Origin of the sequence: Pseudomonas pichavaramensis (genome assembly GCF_050473265.1) — a bacterium.
Taxonomy (GTDB): domain Bacteria; phylum Pseudomonadota; class Gammaproteobacteria; order Pseudomonadales; family Pseudomonadaceae; genus Aquipseudomonas.
Genome location: NZ_JBJKFJ010000013.1, coordinates 74705 through 92901 on the forward strand (window position 1 = coordinate 74705; position 18197 = coordinate 92901).

An 18197-nucleotide genomic window follows, 5' to 3' on the forward strand; every position below is an offset into this window, starting at 1 on the left:
ATGCAGTACCGGTGTGTCAGGCGAAGCGGGGGAGTGTTTCGCTGGGAGCGGTTGGTGGGTATCGACCAAGCCAGGCTGGGGCGGTCGGTGCATTACAAAAGCCAGACACTGCGCTTAGACTTGAACCGGGTTCGTAATTCCTGGGGCAAGTCCACCTTACACGGGAGAAAGTTTCATGAAGCTAGTCACTGCCATCATCAAGCCGTTCAAGCTCGACGACGTGCGCGAGTCGCTGTCGGAGATCGGCGTGCAGGGCATTACCGTCACCGAGGTCAAGGGCTTCGGCCGCCAGAAAGGCCATACCGAGCTGTATCGCGGCGCCGAGTATGTGGTCGACTTCCTGCCCAAGGTGAAGATCGACGTGGCCATTGCTGACGACCAGCTGGACCGTGTGATCGAGGCCATCACCAAGGCTGCCAACACCGGCAAGATCGGCGACGGCAAGATTTTCGTAGTCAACCTGGAACAGGCGATTCGCATCCGTACCGGCGAAACCGATACCGACGCGATCTAAACCGCCTCCGAACCCCACGCCCCAGGAGTGAAACCCATGACTCTGCGAACTTTCGCAGGGCTAGGAGCCCTTTTGTCCTCGAATTCTGGCCTTGCGCTGTGTTCGAGGGCGAATGCCGGAGCTGGCGATGCCTTCGCCGCCCTGCTGTGCCAGATCCTCTCGGGTCTTGCGCTCTGCCTAGTGATGGGAGTTCCTGAACGCTTCGCGGTGCAGGGGCCCGGTCATCCAGGGCAGCGTGACAAAGACTTGTAAAGCATACGGAACGCGTCCGGCGCCAACCTGGACGTTCTAACCGAACAGCGCACAACGAAAGCGCCGGCAAGAGGTGAAAAATGGATAACACAGCATTGACTGCATTGCAGTACGGCTTCGATACCTTCTACTTTCTGATCTGTGGTGCCCTGGTGATGTGGATGGCAGCTGGCTTCGCCATGCTCGAATCCGGCCTGGTCCGCGCCAAGAACACCACCGAGATCCTGACCAAGAACGTCGCCCTGTACGCCGTTGCCAGCGTCATGTATCTGGTGATCGGCTACCACATCATGTATTCCAGCCCGGAAGGCGGCATCTTCCCGAGCCTGGGTTTCCTGATCGGTGACGAGAACACTGCCGAGGCCGTTCTGGCTGGTGGTGACGATGCGCCCTACTACTCGGCCCGTTCGGACTTCTTCTTCCAGGTGGTGTTTGCCGCGACCTGCATGTCGATCGTTTCCGGTGCCGTTGCCGAGCGTATGAAACTGTGGGCATTCCTGGCCTTCGCCGTGGTCATGACCGGTTTCATCTACCCGGTACAGGGCTTCTGGAAATGGGGCTCGGGCTTCCTCAATGAAGCTGGCTTCCTCGACTTCGCCGGTTCCGGTGTCGTGCACATGGCCGGTGCTGCCGCTGCTCTGGCTGGTGTGCTGCTGCTGGGTGCTCGTAAGGGCAAGTACGGTGCCAATGGCCAGGTCAACGCCATTCCGGGCTGCAACCTGCCGCTGGCTACCCTGGGTACCTTCATCCTGTGGATGGGCTGGTTCGGCTTCAACGGTGGCTCGCAGCTGAAGATGAGCACCATCGAAGATGCCAACGCCGTGGCCCAGGTGTTCACCAACACCAACATGGCCGCTGCCGGTGGCCTGATCGCCGCGCTGATCGTTGCCCGCATCCTGTTCGGCAAGGCCGACCTGACCATGGCCCTGAACGGCGCCCTGGCTGGCCTGGTGGCCATCACCGCTGAACCGCTGACCCCGAGCGCGCTGCAAGCCACTCTGATCGGTGGTGTCGGTGGCGTGCTGGTGGTGTTCGCCATCCTCGGCCTGGACAAGATCAAGGTCGACGATCCGGTCGGTGCCATCTCCGTACACGGTGTTGTCGGTATCTGGGGCCTGCTGGCTGTTTGCCTGACCAACAGCGATGCTTCGCTGGGTGCTCAGCTGCTGGGTATCGGCTCCATCTTCGCCTGGGTGTTCATCGCCAGCCTGATCGTGTGGAGCATCATCAAGGCGGTAATCGGCCTGCGCGTCAGCGAAGAAGAAGAGTACGAGGGTGTGGATATCGCCGAGTGCGGTATGGAAGCCTACCCGGAGTTCACCGGTAAGAAATAAGCATCGGTGAAAATAACAAGGGCGCCTTTCGGCGCCCTTTGTTTTTTCTGGCAGCACGCTAGAATGCGCGCGCTGAAGCCATCGAGGGCTAGAGGGAATGTGGCAGCAACGCATCATCAGCCTGCGTCCACGTGAGCGCGGCTTTCATCTGGTGACGGATGAGGTGCTGGCAGAATTGCCGGAACTGGCGCAGGTGCGTGTCGGTCTGTTGCACCTGTGGCTGCAGCACACCTCGGCATCGTTGACGATCAACGAGAACGCCGATCCTGCGGTACGCCGCGACTTCGAGCGGTTCTTCAACCGCCTGGTGCCGCAGGGCGAGGCGGGCTACGAACACGATTACGAAGGGCCGGATGATTTGCCGGCGCACTTCAAGGGCAGTCTGCTGGGCTTTGCGCTCCAGCTGCCGATACAGGATGGACGGCTGGCGCTGGGAACGTGGCAGGGCATCTACCTGGGCGAACATCGCGATCATGGCGGCGTTCGGCGCGTGGTGGCGACCCTGCACGGCGAGGCTATTTGAATTTTTTCCGGTTGGGCGGTGCATGCCGTGCGACTGGGCTATAACTAACCTGCTTTTCGCAAGTCATGAGGTTGAACATGAGCGACGAAGACCTGGAACAAGACGATCTGGATGGGGCGGACGAGGACGACGGTGAGGAGTTGGCTGCTGCCGATGATGGCGACAGCGGTGACGATGGCGACGGCGAAGTCGTAGCCAGCGGCAAGAAGAGCAAGGCCAAAGCCGTTGAAGTCGACGAGATGCCCAGCGTCGAAGCCAAGCAGAAAGAGCGCGATGCTCTGGCCAAGGCTATGGAGGAATTTCTCTCCCGTGGCGGCAAGGTGCAGGAAGTCGAACCCAACGTGGTCGCCGACCCACCCAAGAAGCCCGACAGCAAATACGGCAGCCGCCCTATCTAAGGACGGCTCGCTGCAAGGAGCCCGCCCCTGTGGCGGGTTTTTTGTGTGCAGTGCTGCGGTGTCGCGCAGGGTGCGCCGCACACACCGATCTTGGTCGTGTATCAGGCGGTGCGCACGGCGCACCCTACGAACTGCTCCTGGCAGTTTTTGCGTTCAGCGGTGCGCCGCCGCGTAGGGTGCTAGCGCGTCCAGCTACCCAGCAATGCCGGCAGTTCGGCCAGGCTGGTGATCTGTGCATCCGGCTCCGCTTCACCCTCCCAGGCACGCCCTTGCGGGTTGAACCAGATCGCTCGCATTCCAGCTGCCTGGGCGCCGGCGATGTCATCACTGGGGTGGTCGCCGATATGCACGGCACGTGCGGCAGAAACGCCGCCAGCGCGGCTGAGCGCTTCGCGGAAGGGTTTCGGGTCGGGCTTGCCGACCCCCAGTTCTTCGGCGCACAGGGCGAACTGGAAGTATTCCGACAAGCCCAGGCGGCGCACATCGGCGTTGCCGTTGGTGATCACGCCCAGCATGAAACGTTCGGCCAGGGCTTCCAGTGTCGGATGCACTTCGGTGAACAGCTCGACCTGATGGCGAGCGCTGAGAAATACCTGGAATCCAGCTTCTGCCAGCGTCTGTGCCTCGCCTTCCGGGTAGCCGGCGTCCTCCATGGCGTGGAACAGAATGCGCCGGCGCAGCTCGCTGAGGCGATGCTTGAGCATCGGCTCGGCCTCGAGCAGGCGGCTGCGTACGGCCCACAGGTGCTCCACGGGCACTGCGCCCAGGCGTGGTGCATGCAGGGCCAGCCAGTTGCGCAGGGCGGCTTCGGCGTCCTGCATCACCGGAGTGACGTCCCACAGGGTGTCGTCGAGGTCGAAAGTGATCAGTTCAATGCTCATTCGGAACCGCCTTTGCGCTTGGCGCGTGGATGGGCCTGGTCGTAGACGTTGGCCAGGTGCTGGAAGTCCAGGTGGGTGTAGATCTGCGTGGTGGCGATATCGGCATGGCCGAGCAGTTCCTGCACGGCGCGCAGGTCCTGAGAGGACTCCAGCATGTGGCTGGCGAAGCTGTGACGCAGCATATGCGGATGCAGGTGCTGGCCCAGTTCGCGCACGCCAGCCTGACGCACGCGCAACTGTACCGCGCGTGCGCCGAGACGACGCCCCTGCTGGCTGATGAATACCGCGCCATCGCTTGGATTGGCCAGCTTGCGCAGGGGCAGCCACTGCTCCATGGCCTGACGTGCCAGGCTGCCGACCGGCAATTCGCGCACCTTGTTGCCCTTGCCGCGCACGCGTACCAGACCGGCGGGTAGGTCGAGGCCGTCGAGATCGAGGCCGACCAGCTCGGACAGGCGCAGCCCTGATGAATAGAACAGTTCGAGCATGGCCTGGTCGCGACGGGCGATGAAGTCGTCCTCCACCGCGCCATCAAGTAACTGCGCGCTGCGGTCTGCATCCAGCGTGCGTGGCAGGCGCCGCTCGCGCTTCGGCGGGCTGAGGCCGGTGGCCGGGTCGTGGCGGCACAGGCCTTCACGCAGCAGGTATTGATAGAGACCACGGGTGGCCGAGAGCAGGCGCGCCAGGCTGCGGCTGGCGAGACCTTGCTGGTGCAGGCGGGCGATCAGGCGGCGCAGATTGCGCGTGTCCAGCTCGGCCCAGTCGCGCAAACCTTCCGCCTCGCAGAACGCCCGCACCTTGCCGAGATCGCGGCGGTAGCCGTCGAGCGTGTGCACCGACACCTGGCGCTCACGGCGCAGGTGTTCGAGGTAGGCGTCGAGATGGGCTTCAAGTGTCACGTGTCGGGCTCCGAGCGGGCCGAAGGTGGATGAGCATCGTCATCCACCCTACATGAACTAGCGTACCGAGCGCAGCGGCGTCGCGAAGGTCGGCAGCACACGCGCCAGCACTTCGGCGATGTAGCCGAGGAACAGGGTGCCCAGCGAGCTCTTGTAGTGTTGCGGATCGGCGCTGCCAATGGCCAGCACGCCGTGCAGGCCCTGGTGCGTGAGGCCGACCACGGCGGCAGAGCCGACCTGGCCTGCGTCTTCCTTGCCGAAGAGGAACTCCAGCTCGTGCGGGCGCAGTACGCCGCAGATGGTCTTGCCGCCGCTGAGCAGGCCGCCGATCTGTTGATGCGCTTCGGCCGAGCTGACCGAACGGCCCACCGGCAGCTTGCTGTCGCTGAACAGGATCAGGCCCACGAAAGGCACCTGGAATTCATGACGCAGGCTGTCTTCGACGATGCCGACCACTTCTTCCAGGCTGCCGGCGTCGAGCAGGTCGAGCACCAGGCGGCGGGTCTTGTCGAACAGGCGATCATTGTCGCGCGCCACGTCCATCAGTTGGCCGAGGCGGTGGCGCATCTCGATGTTGCGCTCGCGCAGCAGCTTGACCTGACGCTCCACCAGCGACACGGTATCGCCGCGCTGATGCGGAATGCGCAGTTCGGGAATCAGCTCATCGTGATCGATGAAGAACTCCGGATGCAGGCGCAGATAGGCGGCGACCGTTTCCGAGTCGAGCGGCTTGGGCGAATCCTGCTGGTCGGTCATAGGCGAACCTGTCCTTCGTATACGCGGGCAGCGGGGCCAGTCATCATAACGGGCTGCCCTTCGCCTGCCCACTCGATGGACAGCTTGCCGCCTGGCAGCTCCAGTTGCACGGGCGACTCCATCCAGCCCTGGCGGATGGCTGCGACCGCTGCGGCGCAGGCACCGGTGCCGCAGGCCTGGGTTTCACCCGCACCGCGTTCCCATACGCGCAGACGCGCATGTTTGCGGTCCAGCACCTGCAGAAAGCCGACATTGACCCGTTGCGGGAAGCGCGCGTGGTGCTCCAGCTTCGGTCCGAGGCTATGCACCGGGGCGTTGTCGACGCTGTCGACGCGCAGCACGGCATGCGGATTGCCCATCGACAAGGCGGCGAGCTCGACGTTTTGTCCTTCGACTTCGACGCGATAGGTCAGCGCTGCCTGTTCGGCCTGGAACGGCACCTGATCCGGCTGCAGGCGCGGGGCGCCCATGTTCACGCAGACCTGGCCGTCGTTCTGCACGCGCAGCTCGATGACGCCGCTCTTGGTCTCGACGCGAATGACCTTCTTGGTGGTCAGGCGCTTGTCCAGCACGAAGCGGGCGAAGCAGCGCGCACCGTTACCGCACTGCTCCACTTCGGAGCCGTCGGCGTTGAAGATGCGGTAGCGAAAGTCGACGTCCGGGTGGCTCGGCGGCTCGACGATCAGCAACTGATCGAAGCCGACGCCGGTGTGGCGGTCGCCCCACTGCTTGGCGTGCTTGGGCTGCACGTGAGCATGCTGACTGATCAGGTCGAGGACCATGAAGTCATTGCCCAGGCCGTGCATCTTGGTAAAGCGCAATAGCATGGCGTCGCCCTCAGGCCGGCAGCAGGCTTTCGCCGGCGTAGAGCTCTTGGACAGTCTCGCGGCGGCGCACTTCGAACGCCTGCTCGCCATCCACCAGCACCTCGGCGGCGCGGCCGCGGGTGTTGTAGTTGGAGCTCATGACGAAGCCATAGGCGCCGGCCGAACGCACGGCCAGCAGGTCGCCCTCGGCGAGCACCAGCTGACGGTCCTTGGCGAGGAAATCGCCGGTCTCGCAGATCGGCCCGACCAGGTCGTAGTTGCGCGCTTCGCCTTCGCGTGGCTGCACAGCCGACACGTCCATCCAGGCCTGGTACAGCGCCGGGCGGATCAGGTCGTTCATCGCCGCGTCGATCACGGCGAAGTCCTTGTGCTCGGTGTGCTTGAGGTATTCCACCTGAGTCAGCAGCACGCCGGCGTTGGCGACGATGAAACGGCCCGGCTCGAACACCAGCGACAAATCGCGGCCGGCCAGGCGCTTACGCACGGCGGCGATGTAGTCGCCGGCCAGCGGTGGTTGTTCGTCGCGGTACTGCACGCCAAGGCCGCCACCCAGATCCAGGTGTTTGATAGTGATGCCGCGCGCAGCCAGCTTGTCGACCAGCAGCAGCAGGCGGTCCAGCGCATCGAGGAAGGGCTCCAGGGTGGTCAGCTGCGAGCCGATATGGCAATCGACGCCGATCACTTCCAGGTTTGGCAGCTCGGCGGCGCGGGCGTAGACCGCCTCGGCCTGCTCGATATCGATGCCGAACTTGTTTTCCTTGAGACCGGTGGAAATGTACGGGTGGGTGCCGGCATCCACGTCCGGGTTCACGCGCAGCGAAACCGGCGCCTTGACGCCCAGTTCGGCGGCCACTTTCTGCAGGCGTTCCAGCTCGACGCTGGACTCGACGTTGAAGCAGTGCACGCCGACTTCCAGGGCGCGGCGCATGTCATCACGGCTCTTGCCGACGCCGGAGAAGACGATGCGGCTCGGCTCGCCACCGGCGGCCAGCACGCGCTCCAGTTCACCGCTGGAGACGATGTCGAAGCCGGCACCGAGGCGCGCCAGCACGTTCAGCACGCCGATGTTGGAGTTGGCCTTGACCGCGAAGCAGACCAGATGCGGCATGCCAGCCAGGGCGTCGGCGTAGGCGCGGTACTGCCCTTCGATGTGCGCGCGGGAATAGACGTAGGTGGGCGTGCCGAAGCGCTGGGCCAGCGCAGACAAGGCAACGCCTTCCGCGAACAGCTCGCCGTCGCGGTAGTTGAAGGCTTCCATGGTGGTGCTCCTGTCAGAGTTCGAAACGGTCTCGGCTGTTACCGGCGTTATCGTCGCCCGGCAGGTACAGCGGGCCTTTCTGACCGCAGCCGGCCAGCAGGCATACGGCGGCGAGGAGTGCGAGGGTCAGTCGCTTCATGGGAGGGTCCTTGAAATAAGCGTGAATTGCGCCCGAGTATACCGACCCCCTGTCACCTTGCCTATGCGACCGGCGCCCGTCCGGCGGGGCGCTGGCCCAATTGGCGTATACGCCTGGCGTCTGCTCCGAACGTATTCGGGGCGGCGTGAGTTAGCATGTGGCGAGCAACGAGGAGTCTCGATGGACAATCCCGCGATTCTGGCCGGTTCGGTCTCCGTGGCCTACCTGCAAGGGCTGGTCGAGCATTTGCAACGCCAGGGCGTAGCTCCCGAGACGTTACTCGCCCACGCCCAGCTCGGCCCGGAAACGCTGACCCAGCGCGATCAACGTGTCGCCGCCAGCGCCTACCTGACACTGCTGGGCGAGGGCGTACGCCTGAGCGGTGATGCGTGCCTGGGGCTGCATCTGGGGGAGTCCGTGCGGCCGGGATACTACGGCGTGCTGGGATACCTGATCATGAGCTGTGCAACCCTCGCCGATGCGCTGCATCGCCAGGCACGCTATGCCTCGCTGGTCGGTAACCTGGGCGTGGTCGTGCTCGATGACGAACCCGCTCGCCCGGGCTGCGAGCCGCTGGTCGCCCATAGTTGGCAGCCCCTGCTGGCTCAGCAGCAGCGTCAGTTGAGCGAAGAGACGCTGGCCGGCTGGGTCAGCTTCGGGCGCTGGATCAGCGGTCTGGATATCGCCCCGACCGAGGTGCGCTTCCAGCATCCGGCGCCGGCTGACACCTCCGAGCATGCGCGCATCTTTCGATGCCCGGTGCTCTTCGACCAATCCGACAATGCCCTGGTCTTTCCCAAACGCCTGCTCGCCGTGCCGCTGGAGCAGGCGGATGCGCAGGTGCGGGGCATGCTCGACGCCTATGCTGATAACTTGTTGCGCGAGCTCAATCGGGGCAACAGCGTGCTCGACCGTGCGCGGCTGGAACTGGCGCGACAGCTGCCGGAGCAAGGGCCGGATCTCGAGGCCATCGCCGGCGCGCTGGCGATGAGCCCGCGTACCCTGCAGCGACGCTTGCGCGAGGGCGGGCTGTCATTCAGTCAGCTGGTCGACGAAACGCGCCAGCAACTGGTCCTGCACTACTTGCGCGACCCTGGGCTGGAGCTGGCTGAAGTCGCCTTCCTGGTCGGTTTCAGTGAGCCTGGTTCACTGGCACGTGCGTTTCGCCGCTGGACGGGACGGAGTCCAGGCGAGTACCGTCGCCACCTTTGCGCTTAGGCCGACTATTGTGGCCAGGCGTTTTCGCCTATTTTTTGCAGTTGCTGCACCTAGTGAGGACATCTCGATGAGCCTGAGCGAAGCCCGCTTTCACGATCTGGTCGATGCCACCCAGCAGGCGGTGGAGGACATATTCGACGACAGCGATCTGGACGTTGACCTGGAAAACAGTGCCGGTGTGCTGACCGTACGCTTCGACAACGGCAGCCAACTGATCTTCAGCCGCCAGGAGCCGATTCGTCAGTTGTGGCTGGCGGCGCGTTCCGGTGGTTTCCACTTCGACTACGACGAAGATGAAGGGCGCTGGATTTGCGATACCAGTGACGAGCAGCTGGGCGAGATGCTGGTGCGCATCACGCTCGAGCAGTGCGGCACCGAGCTGGAGTTCGATGAGCTCTGAGTCAGTACCGCCGCCGCAGTCGCCTTGCCGGCGCCAGTGCTGCCTGGACGAGCATGAACAATGTGTCGGTTGCGGCCGTACCCTGCAGGAAATACTCGAGTGGGGCTCGGCTGATAGCGCCAGGCGTCAGCTGATCTGTCAGGCTGCCGAACGGCGTCTGCAACAACGCGGGCAGACCCGCTGAGCACGCGGTCTTGTTTATTTGCCCGGCTGTGTTAGGGTCGAGCAAACAGTCAGCTGAACCCCGCCTTCGGGCGGGGTTTTGCTTTTTTACGGTTTGTACAAGGAGACCGCCTGGCATCATGAACAGCACACCTGCCATCACCATCACCCGCCTCGACCTGCAGCGTCTGGAGCGTCTGCTCGACAGCCTGGACGAATTCGGCCCTGGCGCAGAGGCGCTGCAGGCCGAGCTGGACCGTGCCGAAGTGGTTGGGCACGACGAAGTGCCGGCAGGTGTGGTGACCATGAATTCGCGGGTGCACTGCCGTGAAGAGAGCAGCGGCAAGGATTACCACCTGACCCTGGTTTACCCTGAGGATGCCGGTGGCGAGGGCAAGGTCAGCATCCTTGCGCCAGTCGGCAGCGCGTTGCTTGGCCTGACAGCCGGTCAGCACATCGACTGGCCGGCGCCGGGTGGCAAGCAGCTCAAGCTGACGCTGCTGGCGGTGGAATACCAGCCGGAAGCGGCGGGCGAATACGATCGCTGAAGCGAACGTCCTGCCATCTCAGGTGACCTGCTGCAGGGCGCTATTAAGCGCATCTTCCAATTCGCTCTTGTAGCGCAGGTAGTGCACCGTTTGCGCCTGTCGTCCGGCCAGTACGGCGGAAAGATCGAGGTCGGTGATGTAGCAGGGGTAGCGCTCCTGCCCTGCGCGCTGAGCGAGGATATGCTGGGCAACGGCGCGATAGAGGCCCCGACCATAATCCAGCTCGGAGAACTCGCGGTGGTTGCAGTACAGCGTCACGTGGTGCTGGCGGCCGTCGCCTGGTTCGACAATGGCCTGTACGTCGTAGAACGGATGGCTGACCTGCGCTTCGGGCGCTGGCCGTCGTTCGAGGCGCTGGGCGCGTAACGGCGCAGCCGGCAGCAGCTGGTAGTAGAGAATCTCCAGTGCGGGTTCATTGTCGTTGCCATCCAGCGGCAGCATGGCGTTGCGCCGATATTGCAGCGACTGCAGGAAGCGTTGCAGCGGGGTCAGCAGGCTCTGTTCATCACGAAAGGGCAGGCGCCTTCGCCATAGCGCGTTGCGCTCATCGAGTAGCGTCAGTTCGGCCTCGCCGCTGCTCTCGTGTTGACGGTAGAACACCTGGATGCACTGCGGACGACCCATGGGCAGAATCAACGCCAGGTCGTTGCCATCGAGAGCGTGGCGGTCCAGGTTCAGTGGGCTGTAGCCCTCCTGCTCGGCACCGAGGTGTTCCAGCAGGGCGGGTAGGTCGCCCAGTGCGGCATGACTGACCTGCCCTGGGGCAAGGCGAAGCACGTGATAGTGCTGGCGGATCTGCACCAGGTAGCGTGACTGGATGCCTTCGATGTAGGTGTTGAGCAGGTCGTTGAGCAGTTCCTCGACCCGTTCAGCGATTGCCTGCGCGCGGTTGCGGCAGTAGCAGCGTACCTGGACCTTGGGCGGTGCGGAGCCCGCTGGCAAGCTGTTGAGCAGGTCGCGCAGGCAGTCGAGCAGGGCATCGTTGCCGTCGTAGCGGCTGACCTGCAATTCGTTCCAGCTGTTGAGCGCGACCTGATCCAGGGTCAGCACCAGATTTTCGCGCACTCCGGAGTATCCCAGCGCATCGGTGCGGCCAGTGGTCATGTGCACGTTCATCTGGCTGTGCTGGGGCAGCGGATCGACTCCGACGTTGACCAGCAGCAGCACCTGGCTGGGTACACTGGCTCGCAGCAATGCGGACTCTTCGACGCTCGGCAGGGGCAGAGGGAAGGCCTGCTGCAGGCTGCCGATCAGGTTGGACAACTCGAACTCGCTCAGGTCGCTGCTGCCCGGGTGCAGCGACAGGCGCGTGCTGCTGTCGATAACGCTGTTGCGATGGCACCAGGCGAGCAGCTCGATCAGCTCGCGCGAGCGTTTCAGGGGGGCGAAATCAGCCCACTCCTGGGCGCCCAGGCTGCCCGGGTACAGCGCCCACTGATGCTCGTTCGGCGTTTCGGCCGTGCTGTGCTGTACCAGCGTCAGCGTATCTTCGGCAAGATCCGGGGCAATGCCGGGGTTGATGAACTCGACCTTGCCGGCCTTGCGCTCGAAGGCGGCATACAGGCGCCGTCCGAGCACGTTGAGGTCGCGGTTGTTGAGCGAGCTGCCAGCCTGTGCGCTGCGGGCGAATTGGGAAAGAAAGCGGTAGCTGTAGGTCAGCTCATTGACCAGCACGCGGCGCTCGGCGGCAACCTGGCGCACTTTCCACTGGCTACGGCTATCGAGTACCGCGAGCTGGCGTGCCTGCCAGCCCCACTCGCTGGTCAGGCGTTCGAGCAGCAGACGCTGCCAGCTCTTGGCGCGACCGCGAGTCGGCGGGCGGCTGATCTTCTTGTTCACCTTCAGGTACAGGCAGCGCCGGATCAGTTCCAGACGTTCCTGGTCGCCTCGGGCGCTGAGGTATTCCTCCAGGCGCCGATAGACGACGATGTAGGGGTCGAGTTCGTCCAAGTCCAGGCGGCCCTCGAAGACCGCCTGTTTGAAGCGCAGCGCCAGGCATTCGACTTGCGGATGCTCGCTGGCGTAGACCTCGGTCAGCAGCAGCTTGAGCGCGGACTTGTAGGGGGACTCGATACCCTTGAACAGCTGCCACATACCGGCGCCGATGAATTCCTCAGGAGGAATGCGGGCCAGGTTGCCGAGGTCGAGCACGTCTTCCGTGCGTACGAAGCGTTTGCTCAGCAAAATGCGGCAGTAGTCGTGGTAGCGCGCCTCTTCGTAGACCGGCACCAGCCACCAGATCGGCGTGCGCCCGCCGAGCCAGATTGCCGTGCGGTAGAACTCATCGAGCAGCAGGTAATGCTGGGTGGTGCCGCAGTCGTCGGAGGTCAGCTGCGCTTCGCGCGCGCCTTGGGTAAAGCGTTGGGGGTCGACCAGAAAGACATGCACCTCGGCGCCCTGGGTGGCGGCCCAGCTCTCCAGTTGATCGCACTTTCTGCGCAGCTCCTGCAGTTCCTGAGCGCTCAGGTTCGGGGCGTGGCACAGCCACAGGTCCATGTCGCTCTGCTCGGCCTGCGCCACCGTGCCCAGGCTGCCCATCAGGAACAGGCCGTGCAGCGGCGCGGAGCCCTGGCCGCGGCGCGGTTTGTAGACAAAAGAACGGGTCAGGCGCTGAACTTCGGCGAGGCTGACGTCATCCGGCTCGAAACCGCTTAGACCGGCAGGTGTGCTGGCCGAGACATAGCCGGGCAACAGCGGATGGTTGACGTGCAACAGTAACGGCAGCAGCTTGAGCACCAGTTGCTGACGCGTCGAGAGCGCTTCCATGGCGCGTTGCAGGCGGCCCTGGTTGATTCGCAGAAAACGCGCGCGCAACTGGGCCAGAACCTTGCGGTCGATGCCGTCGTCGATGTCGGGGCGTATTTCCTGCGTGCGCGTCATGCTCGAACTCTACTGGAGATGGTGCAAGCCTATCAGCGGCGTGCTCGCCAGTGCAGTGCTTGTGACGCTATATCGCCCGCCTGGCTTGCCTCTTGAGGGCGGCCGGCGGGCGGCTTTGCTTAAGTGATGGGACCGGCGCTTGGGGAAAATCCGTCGCGAGGATTCAGGCAGCCGTGACCTGGCGGGCCGAGAGGATGGTGAGTAGCGCTTGCGCATGCTCGGCGGCGTCGATGCCGAGGCTAGTCAGGTAGCCGCCATCGGCCTGGCTTACCAGTCCTTTTTCATAGAGGCGAGTGATTGCGCCCTGCGCCTTGAATGAGGCGTTGTTATGCACCTTGAGCCCTTCCTGATGATTGTCCAGGTTGTACAGGGCGAGGATTTCCAGTTCGTCGATCAGGTCAGCGGTGAATGACTTCATGGTGACTCCGTCTTGTCGTTATGGTGTTCATGGAGTGTAGAGCCCTGCCCATCACTCTGCCCGTCGGCGAGCTGCCATTTGCCGAGAATTTGCATGTAGGTGCCGTCCTGCGTGATGCGCTGCATGCCCTCGTCGAAGCGTTGCATCAGTGCGGGCGCGTCGGGGTGGCGGCGGGAGAAGGTCAGGAACAGCTGGGGACGATGCACGGTGGCCACGGGGGCGAACTGTCCGACGAGGGAAGGACGCTCCTGCATCAGGGCGCGAGTGGTGCCATTGAACGCGATGACATAATCGACTCGGCCGCGCTGCAGCATCAGAAAACCGTTGATGTCGCGCCGTACGGGGATGCGCTGGATTCCCGGATAGTTGTCGAATTGCTCCCCGTAGGTATAACCGATGGTGACCGCGACACGTTTGCCGACGAGCTCTGACAGATCGCCTACAGGCTCTGCCCCAGCGCGGCCCCAGAGCATGATGCTGCCCGTGAACAGTGCCTGCTGCGGCAGCAGGTATGCAGCGCGAATGTCAGGGTCTGGCGTGGTATTGAAACAGGCGGGTAGCTTGCCGGTGCGGGTCAGCTCCATGCAGCGGGAGTAGGGGTAGGGGGTGAGATCGATGGCGGTGCCGCTGGCGGCGAATGCGGCGCGAACGATGTCTGCCGACATGCCCACGATCTGCCCTTCGCGCAGGGCCGTGTAGGGGTACCAGTCGTCTTCGGCGCCTATGCGCAGGGCATCGGCCTGGGCCGTTCCGGCACTGCTTAGCCACAGCGACAGGACAAGCACGGTGACGAGTCGTGAAAACGAGCAGGCAATCACGGATGGCGCCCTTATGGCCGGGAATGACTGCGAAGGTAGCAAGTCCTTTGCCAGCCCGACCAGTGGCCTGGATCAATCCTGACTCAGTTTTCGTCCGGTAGCGTGGGCAGGGCACGCAGCGCCTGTTCGTACCAGGCAGCATCGAACGGACGATCCTCTCGCAGCATGGCATCGACCTCATGGGCGAGCACCAGGGCCATGAGCTCGAGGATTTCCTCGCGCTCATACCCCACCAGCGTCAGCTTGTTGTAGACCGCCTTGGCCGCTGCGGGCTCACCGCTTTCCAGCTGATTCTCGATGGCCTGTATCAACGTTGCCTCGGCGAAGGCTTCGTCTTCATGCTCAGTAGTGTCGCTCATGGTGTTCCCTGTTCTGGTGAGGCGTGGTCAGTCGCAGGGCGTGCCGACGCCCTTGAGGCTGAGTTTGAAGAACTGCAGACGAAAGCCAGAAGCGTCGGCTTTCCTGCAGAGTTTGTCGTTGAACTTGCGGTAGTCAGCGATGAAGATCGGCTTACCCTGGCTGCGCATATAGTTGTAGCCGTCGCACTCGTTGTAGCGGTAGCAGCTTTCGTTGACGGCGAAGTCGAAGTGATCGGAAAGTGCCGGGAGCAACTCTACCGCGTTCTTCAGGCCTACATTCATGTTGCGGTTATGCGCTTGCTCCGCCAGCCAGCGATTGAAATCGATTTGCTGCTCTTCCGTCAGGTCGAGGCCATTGTCGTTGCTGTAGCCGTCCACATTGTCCGGGTCGACGCCGTCGCAGCCTTTGCTGGCGGCCAGGTCCAGGCGCTTGGCCAACAGCCGGCGAACATCGTCGCGGCGATAGTCCAGCCAGCGTTCACCTGGCCAGTCGTCCAACTCGTTCCCCAGAGCTGCTTGCGGATAGCTGGCGGCATCACTACGCCAGTCTTCCCAGGTGCCAGCACTGAAGTAGCAGATCACGATTCGGCCGCCTGCCTTGAGCTCGGTAATGGTCTGCGTTGGCGTGTCATAAAGATCTATGTCGTAGACCTGTCGATCGGGCTTTTGTAGCGTGCCGTCGAGCTGCATGTGCCAGGAGGCGGTGGCGGGAATGGTGATTGGGGTCGCCGGAGCGAGTGCAGGGGCGAGAACGCTGATCAGAGCAAGTAGTGTGCGCATGGTGGCCTTGGGGGTGGTGGCAGGAGATGTAATCACCATAGGACAGGGTTGTTACCGCAGCTAGAGAGATACTCAACCCGCGGCGAAATCCTCCAGCGCCTGGCCGCTGAGGCGATAGGTCGTCCACTCGCTCTGCGGCCGTGCGCCGAAGGATTCGTAGAAATCGATCGCCGGCGTATTCCAGTCCAGTACCGACCACTCGAAACGGCCACAGCCACGTGCCACTGCCAGTTGCGCCAGGTGGCGCAGCAATGCCTTGCCTGCGCCCAGACCGCGTGCTTCGGGGCTGATGTAAAGGTCTTCGAGGTACAGACCATGCTTACCCAACCAGGTGGAGTAGTTGAAGAAGTACACGGCATAGCCGATTGGCTGGCCGTCGTTTTCGCAGATCAGGCCGTGTGTGGTACTGCCTTCGCCGAACAGGCTGTCACGGATGCCGGCGGCATCGGTCTTCACCTCATGCTCGGCTTTTTCGTAGATGGCCAGCTCGGTGATGAAACGCAGGATCAGCTCGGCGTCTTCAGCGGTGGCGGGGCGGATATTCAGAGACATTACGGCGTTTCTCCAGAGTGTTCGGTACGCGGTGGCAGGCTGGCCAGAAAATCCTCGATGGCCTGCTGTGACTCCAGCCGCAGGTATCGACATGACGCAGGCGTGTTGCGCATTTCCTCGCCATAGCGCTGGCGATACACGGGGTGGCGGGTCCAGCTCCAGGCGAGGATGGACTGTCTCGGGTTGAGCTTGAACAGGTTGCTCCAGCGTTCGCGGTTGCCATTCCACAGGCTTTCCCGAGTGACCAGACGGCGCAATGTTCGCCAAAGTACCTGGCGCATCACCCTGTGCCGCGGCAGGTCCAGCCAGATCACCATGTCCGAACGCGCGCGCACCAGTGGGCGCACCAGCGAATAATTGCCTTCGGCTATCCAGCCGTCGCCCCGCAGTGCTTCATGCGTCGCCTGCTGAAAGTCTTCGTCAGGCAGTGGCTGCCAGTCAGGCTGGTGATAAAGCGCATCGAGCTCGACGTGGCGATAGCCCAGCTGTCGTGCCAGGCGGCGCGACAGGGTGGTCTTGCCAGCCCCTGAGCAGCCGACCACCGAGATGCGGCGGCCGGGGACGAGCGCTGAAGCTGAATGAAGCATCGGGGCCATGGAATCAGCCATAAGTGAAGGTCAGCCAGGTCAGGGGCGGGACCGCCAGGCAGCAGAACTCGAAAACGGCGACCCAGGCCGTGCGCGGACCCATCGGGTCGGCTGCGCGCAGTGGCAAGTCTGGGTAGCGGCCGAGTGTCAGCAGGCGCAGAACCAGCCTGCCTGCGCCGTAAAAGAGGTAGCCGGTGATCAGCTCGGTGACCCGTTCAAGCAGCAGCCTCAGGCCGTGCAGCAGCCATTCCAGCATGGGAAGTCCTTTTCCCTCAGGTGGCGGATCAGCGCGTGGCCAACAGTTCCTGGCCGCGGGCTACAGCGGCGCGAACCTGGTTCGGTGCGGTGCCGCCGATGTGATCGCGCGCGCCGACCGAGCCTTCCAGGGTCAGTACAGCGAACACGTCATCACTGATCTGGTCGCTGAACTGACGCAGTTCGTCCAGGCTCATCTCGGCCAGATCCTTGCCGGTCTGTACGCCGTATTTCACGGCGTGGCCGACGATCTCGTGGCAGTCACGGAACGGCAGGCCCTTGCGCACCAGGTAGTCGGCCAGATCGGTGGCGGTGGAGAAACCGCGCAGCGCCGCTTCGCGCATCATGTCCTTCTTCGGCTTGATCGCCGGCACCATGTCGGCGAAGGCACGCAGGCTGTCGCGCAGGGTGTCGGCGGCGTCGAACAGCGGTTCCTTGTCTTCCTGGTTGTCCTTGTTGTAGGCCAGCGGCTGGCCTTTCATCAGGGTCAGCAGGCCGGTCAGGGCGCCGAACACGCGGCCGGTCTTGCCGCGTACCAGCTCGGGTACGTCGGGGTTCTTCTTCTGCGGCATGATCGAGGAGCCGGTGCAGAAACGATCCGGCAGGTCGATGAACTGGAACTGCGCGCTGGTCCACAGCACCAGCTCTTCGGAGAAGCGCGACAGGTGCATCATCGCCAGCGAGGCGGCGGCGCAGAATTCGATGGCGAAGTCGCGATCGGATACGCCATCCAGCGAGTTGCCGCCTACGGCGTCGAAGCCCAGCAGCTCGGCGGTGATTTCGCGGGCGATCGGGTAGGTGGTGCCGGCCAGTGCGGCGCTGCCCAGCGGCATGCGGTTGGTGCGCTTGCGGCAGTCGACCAGGCGCTCGTAATCGCGCGAGAGCATCTCGAACCAGGCCAGCAGATGGTGGCCGAAGGTCACCGGTTGGGCGGTCTGCAGGTGGGTGAAGCCGGGCATGATGGTGTCCGCTTCGGCTTCGGCCAGACCCAGCAGGCCCTGCTGCAGACGGGTGATTTCGGCGAGGATGGTGTCGATCTCGTCGCGCAGCCACAGGCGGATGTCGGTGGCCACCTGATCGTTACGCGAACGGCCGGTGTGCAGCTTCTTACCGGTGACGCCGATGCGGTCGGTCAGGCGCGCTTCGATGTTCATGTGCACGTCTTCCAGGTCGACGCGCCAGTCGAACTGGCCGGCTTCGATCTCGCCCTGGATCTGCTTGAGGCCGTCGATGATGCTGTCACGCTCGGCATCGCTTAATACACCAACCTTGGCCAGCATGGTGGCGTGGGCGATGGAGCCCATGATGTCGTGACGGTAAAGGCGCTTGTCGAATTCCACCGAGGCGGTGAAGCGGGCGACGAAGGCATCGACGGGCTCGCTGAAGCGGCCGCCCCAGGACTGGTTGGTTTTTTCGCTGCTCATGGTTCGGACTCTGGA

General features: G+C 63.5%; 23 protein-coding genes. 8 read left to right on the top strand and 15 right to left on the bottom strand.

Annotated features, from left to right (window positions below):
- Positions 1–175 precede the first annotated feature (175 nt).
- The 4 genes from glnK (at position 176) to sutA (ending at position 3021) form a co-directional block, all read left to right on the top strand.
- The gene (gene glnK / locus ACJRW5_RS19815) at positions 176–514 is read left to right on the top strand and encodes a P-II family nitrogen regulator (RefSeq protein ID WP_003096476.1); all 339 of its coding nucleotides are present in this window, start codon (positions 176–178) and stop codon (positions 512–514) included.
- 332 nt (positions 515–846) lie between these two features.
- The gene (locus ACJRW5_RS19820; protein WP_484572206.1) at positions 847–2100 is read left to right on the top strand and encodes an ammonium transporter; all 1254 of its coding nucleotides are present in this window, start codon (positions 847–849) and stop codon (positions 2098–2100) included.
- Between the two features lie 97 nt (positions 2101–2197).
- Complete coding sequence (locus ACJRW5_RS19825; RefSeq protein ID WP_484572207.1) at positions 2198–2623, top strand: secondary thiamine-phosphate synthase enzyme YjbQ; 426 nt, start codon at positions 2198–2200, stop codon at positions 2621–2623.
- Between the two features lie 77 nt (positions 2624–2700).
- Positions 2701–3021 carry a transcriptional regulator SutA gene (gene sutA / locus ACJRW5_RS19830; RefSeq protein ID WP_484572208.1) on the top strand — a complete coding sequence of 107 codons (321 nt, stop codon included), beginning with the start codon at positions 2701–2703 and terminating at the stop codon, positions 3019–3021.
- Between the two features lie 179 nt (positions 3022–3200).
- On the opposite strand, the gene ACJRW5_RS19835 is transcribed toward sutA, so the two are convergent.
- From ACJRW5_RS19835 to lptM, 6 genes are read right to left on the bottom strand one after another with little or no spacing between them, the layout of a single operon-like run.
- The gene (locus ACJRW5_RS19835; protein ID WP_484572209.1) at positions 3201–3902 is read right to left on the bottom strand and encodes an HAD family hydrolase; all 702 of its coding nucleotides are present in this window, start codon (positions 3900–3902) and stop codon (positions 3201–3203) included.
- Positions 3899–4801, bottom strand: a complete 903-nt coding sequence (gene xerC, locus ACJRW5_RS19840) for a tyrosine recombinase XerC (protein WP_484572210.1) — start codon at positions 4799–4801, stop codon at positions 3899–3901. The genes ACJRW5_RS19835 and xerC overlap by 4 nt, the downstream gene beginning before the upstream one ends.
- A 57-nt stretch (positions 4802–4858) precedes the next feature.
- The gene (locus tag ACJRW5_RS19845; protein ID WP_484572211.1) at positions 4859–5557 is read right to left on the bottom strand and encodes a DUF484 family protein; all 699 of its coding nucleotides are present in this window, start codon (positions 5555–5557) and stop codon (positions 4859–4861) included.
- Positions 5554–6384, bottom strand: coding sequence for a diaminopimelate epimerase (gene dapF, locus ACJRW5_RS19850; protein WP_484572212.1), 831 nt, complete (start codon positions 6382–6384; stop codon positions 5554–5556). Before dapF ends, ACJRW5_RS19845 begins: the two co-directional genes overlap by 4 nt.
- Before the next feature lie 10 nt (positions 6385–6394).
- Complete coding sequence (gene lysA, locus ACJRW5_RS19855) at positions 6395–7642, bottom strand: diaminopimelate decarboxylase (RefSeq protein ID WP_484572213.1); 1248 nt, start codon at positions 7640–7642, stop codon at positions 6395–6397.
- A gap of 13 nt (positions 7643–7655) precedes the next feature.
- Positions 7656–7781 (bottom strand): LPS translocon maturation chaperone LptM, encoded by a 126-nt coding sequence (lptM, locus tag ACJRW5_RS19860; protein ID WP_017361215.1) that lies wholly within the window; start codon positions 7779–7781, stop codon positions 7656–7658.
- A gap of 180 nt (positions 7782–7961) precedes the next feature.
- Between lptM and ACJRW5_RS19865 the strand changes: the two genes are divergently transcribed.
- The 4 genes from ACJRW5_RS19865 (at position 7962) to rnk (ending at position 10109) form a co-directional block, all read left to right on the top strand.
- On the top strand, positions 7962–8999 hold the full coding sequence (locus ACJRW5_RS19865; protein WP_484572214.1) for an AraC family transcriptional regulator: 1038 nt from the start codon (positions 7962–7964) through the stop codon (positions 8997–8999).
- A 67-nt stretch (positions 9000–9066) separates the two neighbouring features.
- Positions 9067–9399 carry an iron donor protein CyaY gene (cyaY, locus tag ACJRW5_RS19870; RefSeq protein ID WP_484572215.1) on the top strand — a complete coding sequence of 111 codons (333 nt, stop codon included), beginning with the start codon at positions 9067–9069 and terminating at the stop codon, positions 9397–9399.
- On the top strand, positions 9389–9583 hold the full coding sequence (locus tag ACJRW5_RS19875; protein WP_484572216.1) for a DUF1289 domain-containing protein: 195 nt from the start codon (positions 9389–9391) through the stop codon (positions 9581–9583). Before cyaY ends, ACJRW5_RS19875 begins: the two co-directional genes overlap by 11 nt.
- 118 nt (positions 9584–9701) lie before the next feature.
- Complete coding sequence (gene rnk / locus ACJRW5_RS19880) at positions 9702–10109, top strand: nucleoside diphosphate kinase regulator (protein WP_484572217.1); 408 nt, start codon at positions 9702–9704, stop codon at positions 10107–10109.
- A gap of 18 nt (positions 10110–10127) precedes the next feature.
- Here rnk and ACJRW5_RS19885 read toward each other — a convergent pair whose 3' ends face one another.
- The 9 genes from ACJRW5_RS19885 to argH form a co-directional block, all read right to left on the bottom strand.
- Positions 10128–12989: a class I adenylate cyclase gene (locus ACJRW5_RS19885; protein WP_484572218.1), complete on the bottom strand. Its 2862-nt coding sequence runs from the start codon at positions 12987–12989 to the stop codon at positions 10128–10130.
- A 163-nt stretch (positions 12990–13152) separates the two neighbouring features.
- Positions 13153–13407: a TIGR02647 family protein gene (locus ACJRW5_RS19890; RefSeq protein ID WP_484572219.1), complete on the bottom strand. Its 255-nt coding sequence runs from the start codon at positions 13405–13407 to the stop codon at positions 13153–13155.
- Positions 13404–14225: a substrate-binding periplasmic protein gene (locus tag ACJRW5_RS19895; RefSeq protein WP_484572220.1), complete on the bottom strand. Its 822-nt coding sequence runs from the start codon at positions 14223–14225 to the stop codon at positions 13404–13406. The genes ACJRW5_RS19890 and ACJRW5_RS19895 overlap by 4 nt, the downstream gene beginning before the upstream one ends.
- An 83-nt stretch (positions 14226–14308) precedes the next feature.
- Entirely contained in the window at positions 14309–14584 is a 276-nt protein-coding gene (locus ACJRW5_RS19900; RefSeq protein ID WP_484572221.1) for a hypothetical protein, read from the bottom strand.
- Between the two features lie 27 nt (positions 14585–14611).
- Positions 14612–15364, bottom strand: a complete 753-nt coding sequence (locus tag ACJRW5_RS19905) for an endo alpha-1,4 polygalactosaminidase (RefSeq protein WP_484572222.1) — start codon at positions 15362–15364, stop codon at positions 14612–14614.
- Between the two features lie 72 nt (positions 15365–15436).
- A complete protein-coding gene (locus ACJRW5_RS19910; protein ID WP_484572223.1) occupies positions 15437–15916 on the bottom strand; it encodes an N-acetyltransferase family protein in 480 nt (159 codons plus the stop codon).
- On the bottom strand, positions 15916–16512 hold the full coding sequence (locus ACJRW5_RS19915; RefSeq protein ID WP_484572224.1) for an AAA family ATPase: 597 nt from the start codon (positions 16510–16512) through the stop codon (positions 15916–15918). Before ACJRW5_RS19915 ends, ACJRW5_RS19910 begins: the two co-directional genes overlap by 1 nt.
- A gap of 4 nt (positions 16513–16516) precedes the next feature.
- Positions 16517–16759 carry a hypothetical protein gene (locus tag ACJRW5_RS19920; protein ID WP_484572225.1) on the bottom strand — a complete coding sequence of 81 codons (243 nt, stop codon included), beginning with the start codon at positions 16757–16759 and terminating at the stop codon, positions 16517–16519.
- A 28-nt stretch (positions 16760–16787) separates the two neighbouring features.
- Complete coding sequence (gene argH, locus ACJRW5_RS19925) at positions 16788–18182, bottom strand: argininosuccinate lyase (protein ID WP_484572226.1); 1395 nt, start codon at positions 18180–18182, stop codon at positions 16788–16790.
- Positions 18183–18197 lie beyond the last annotated feature (15 nt).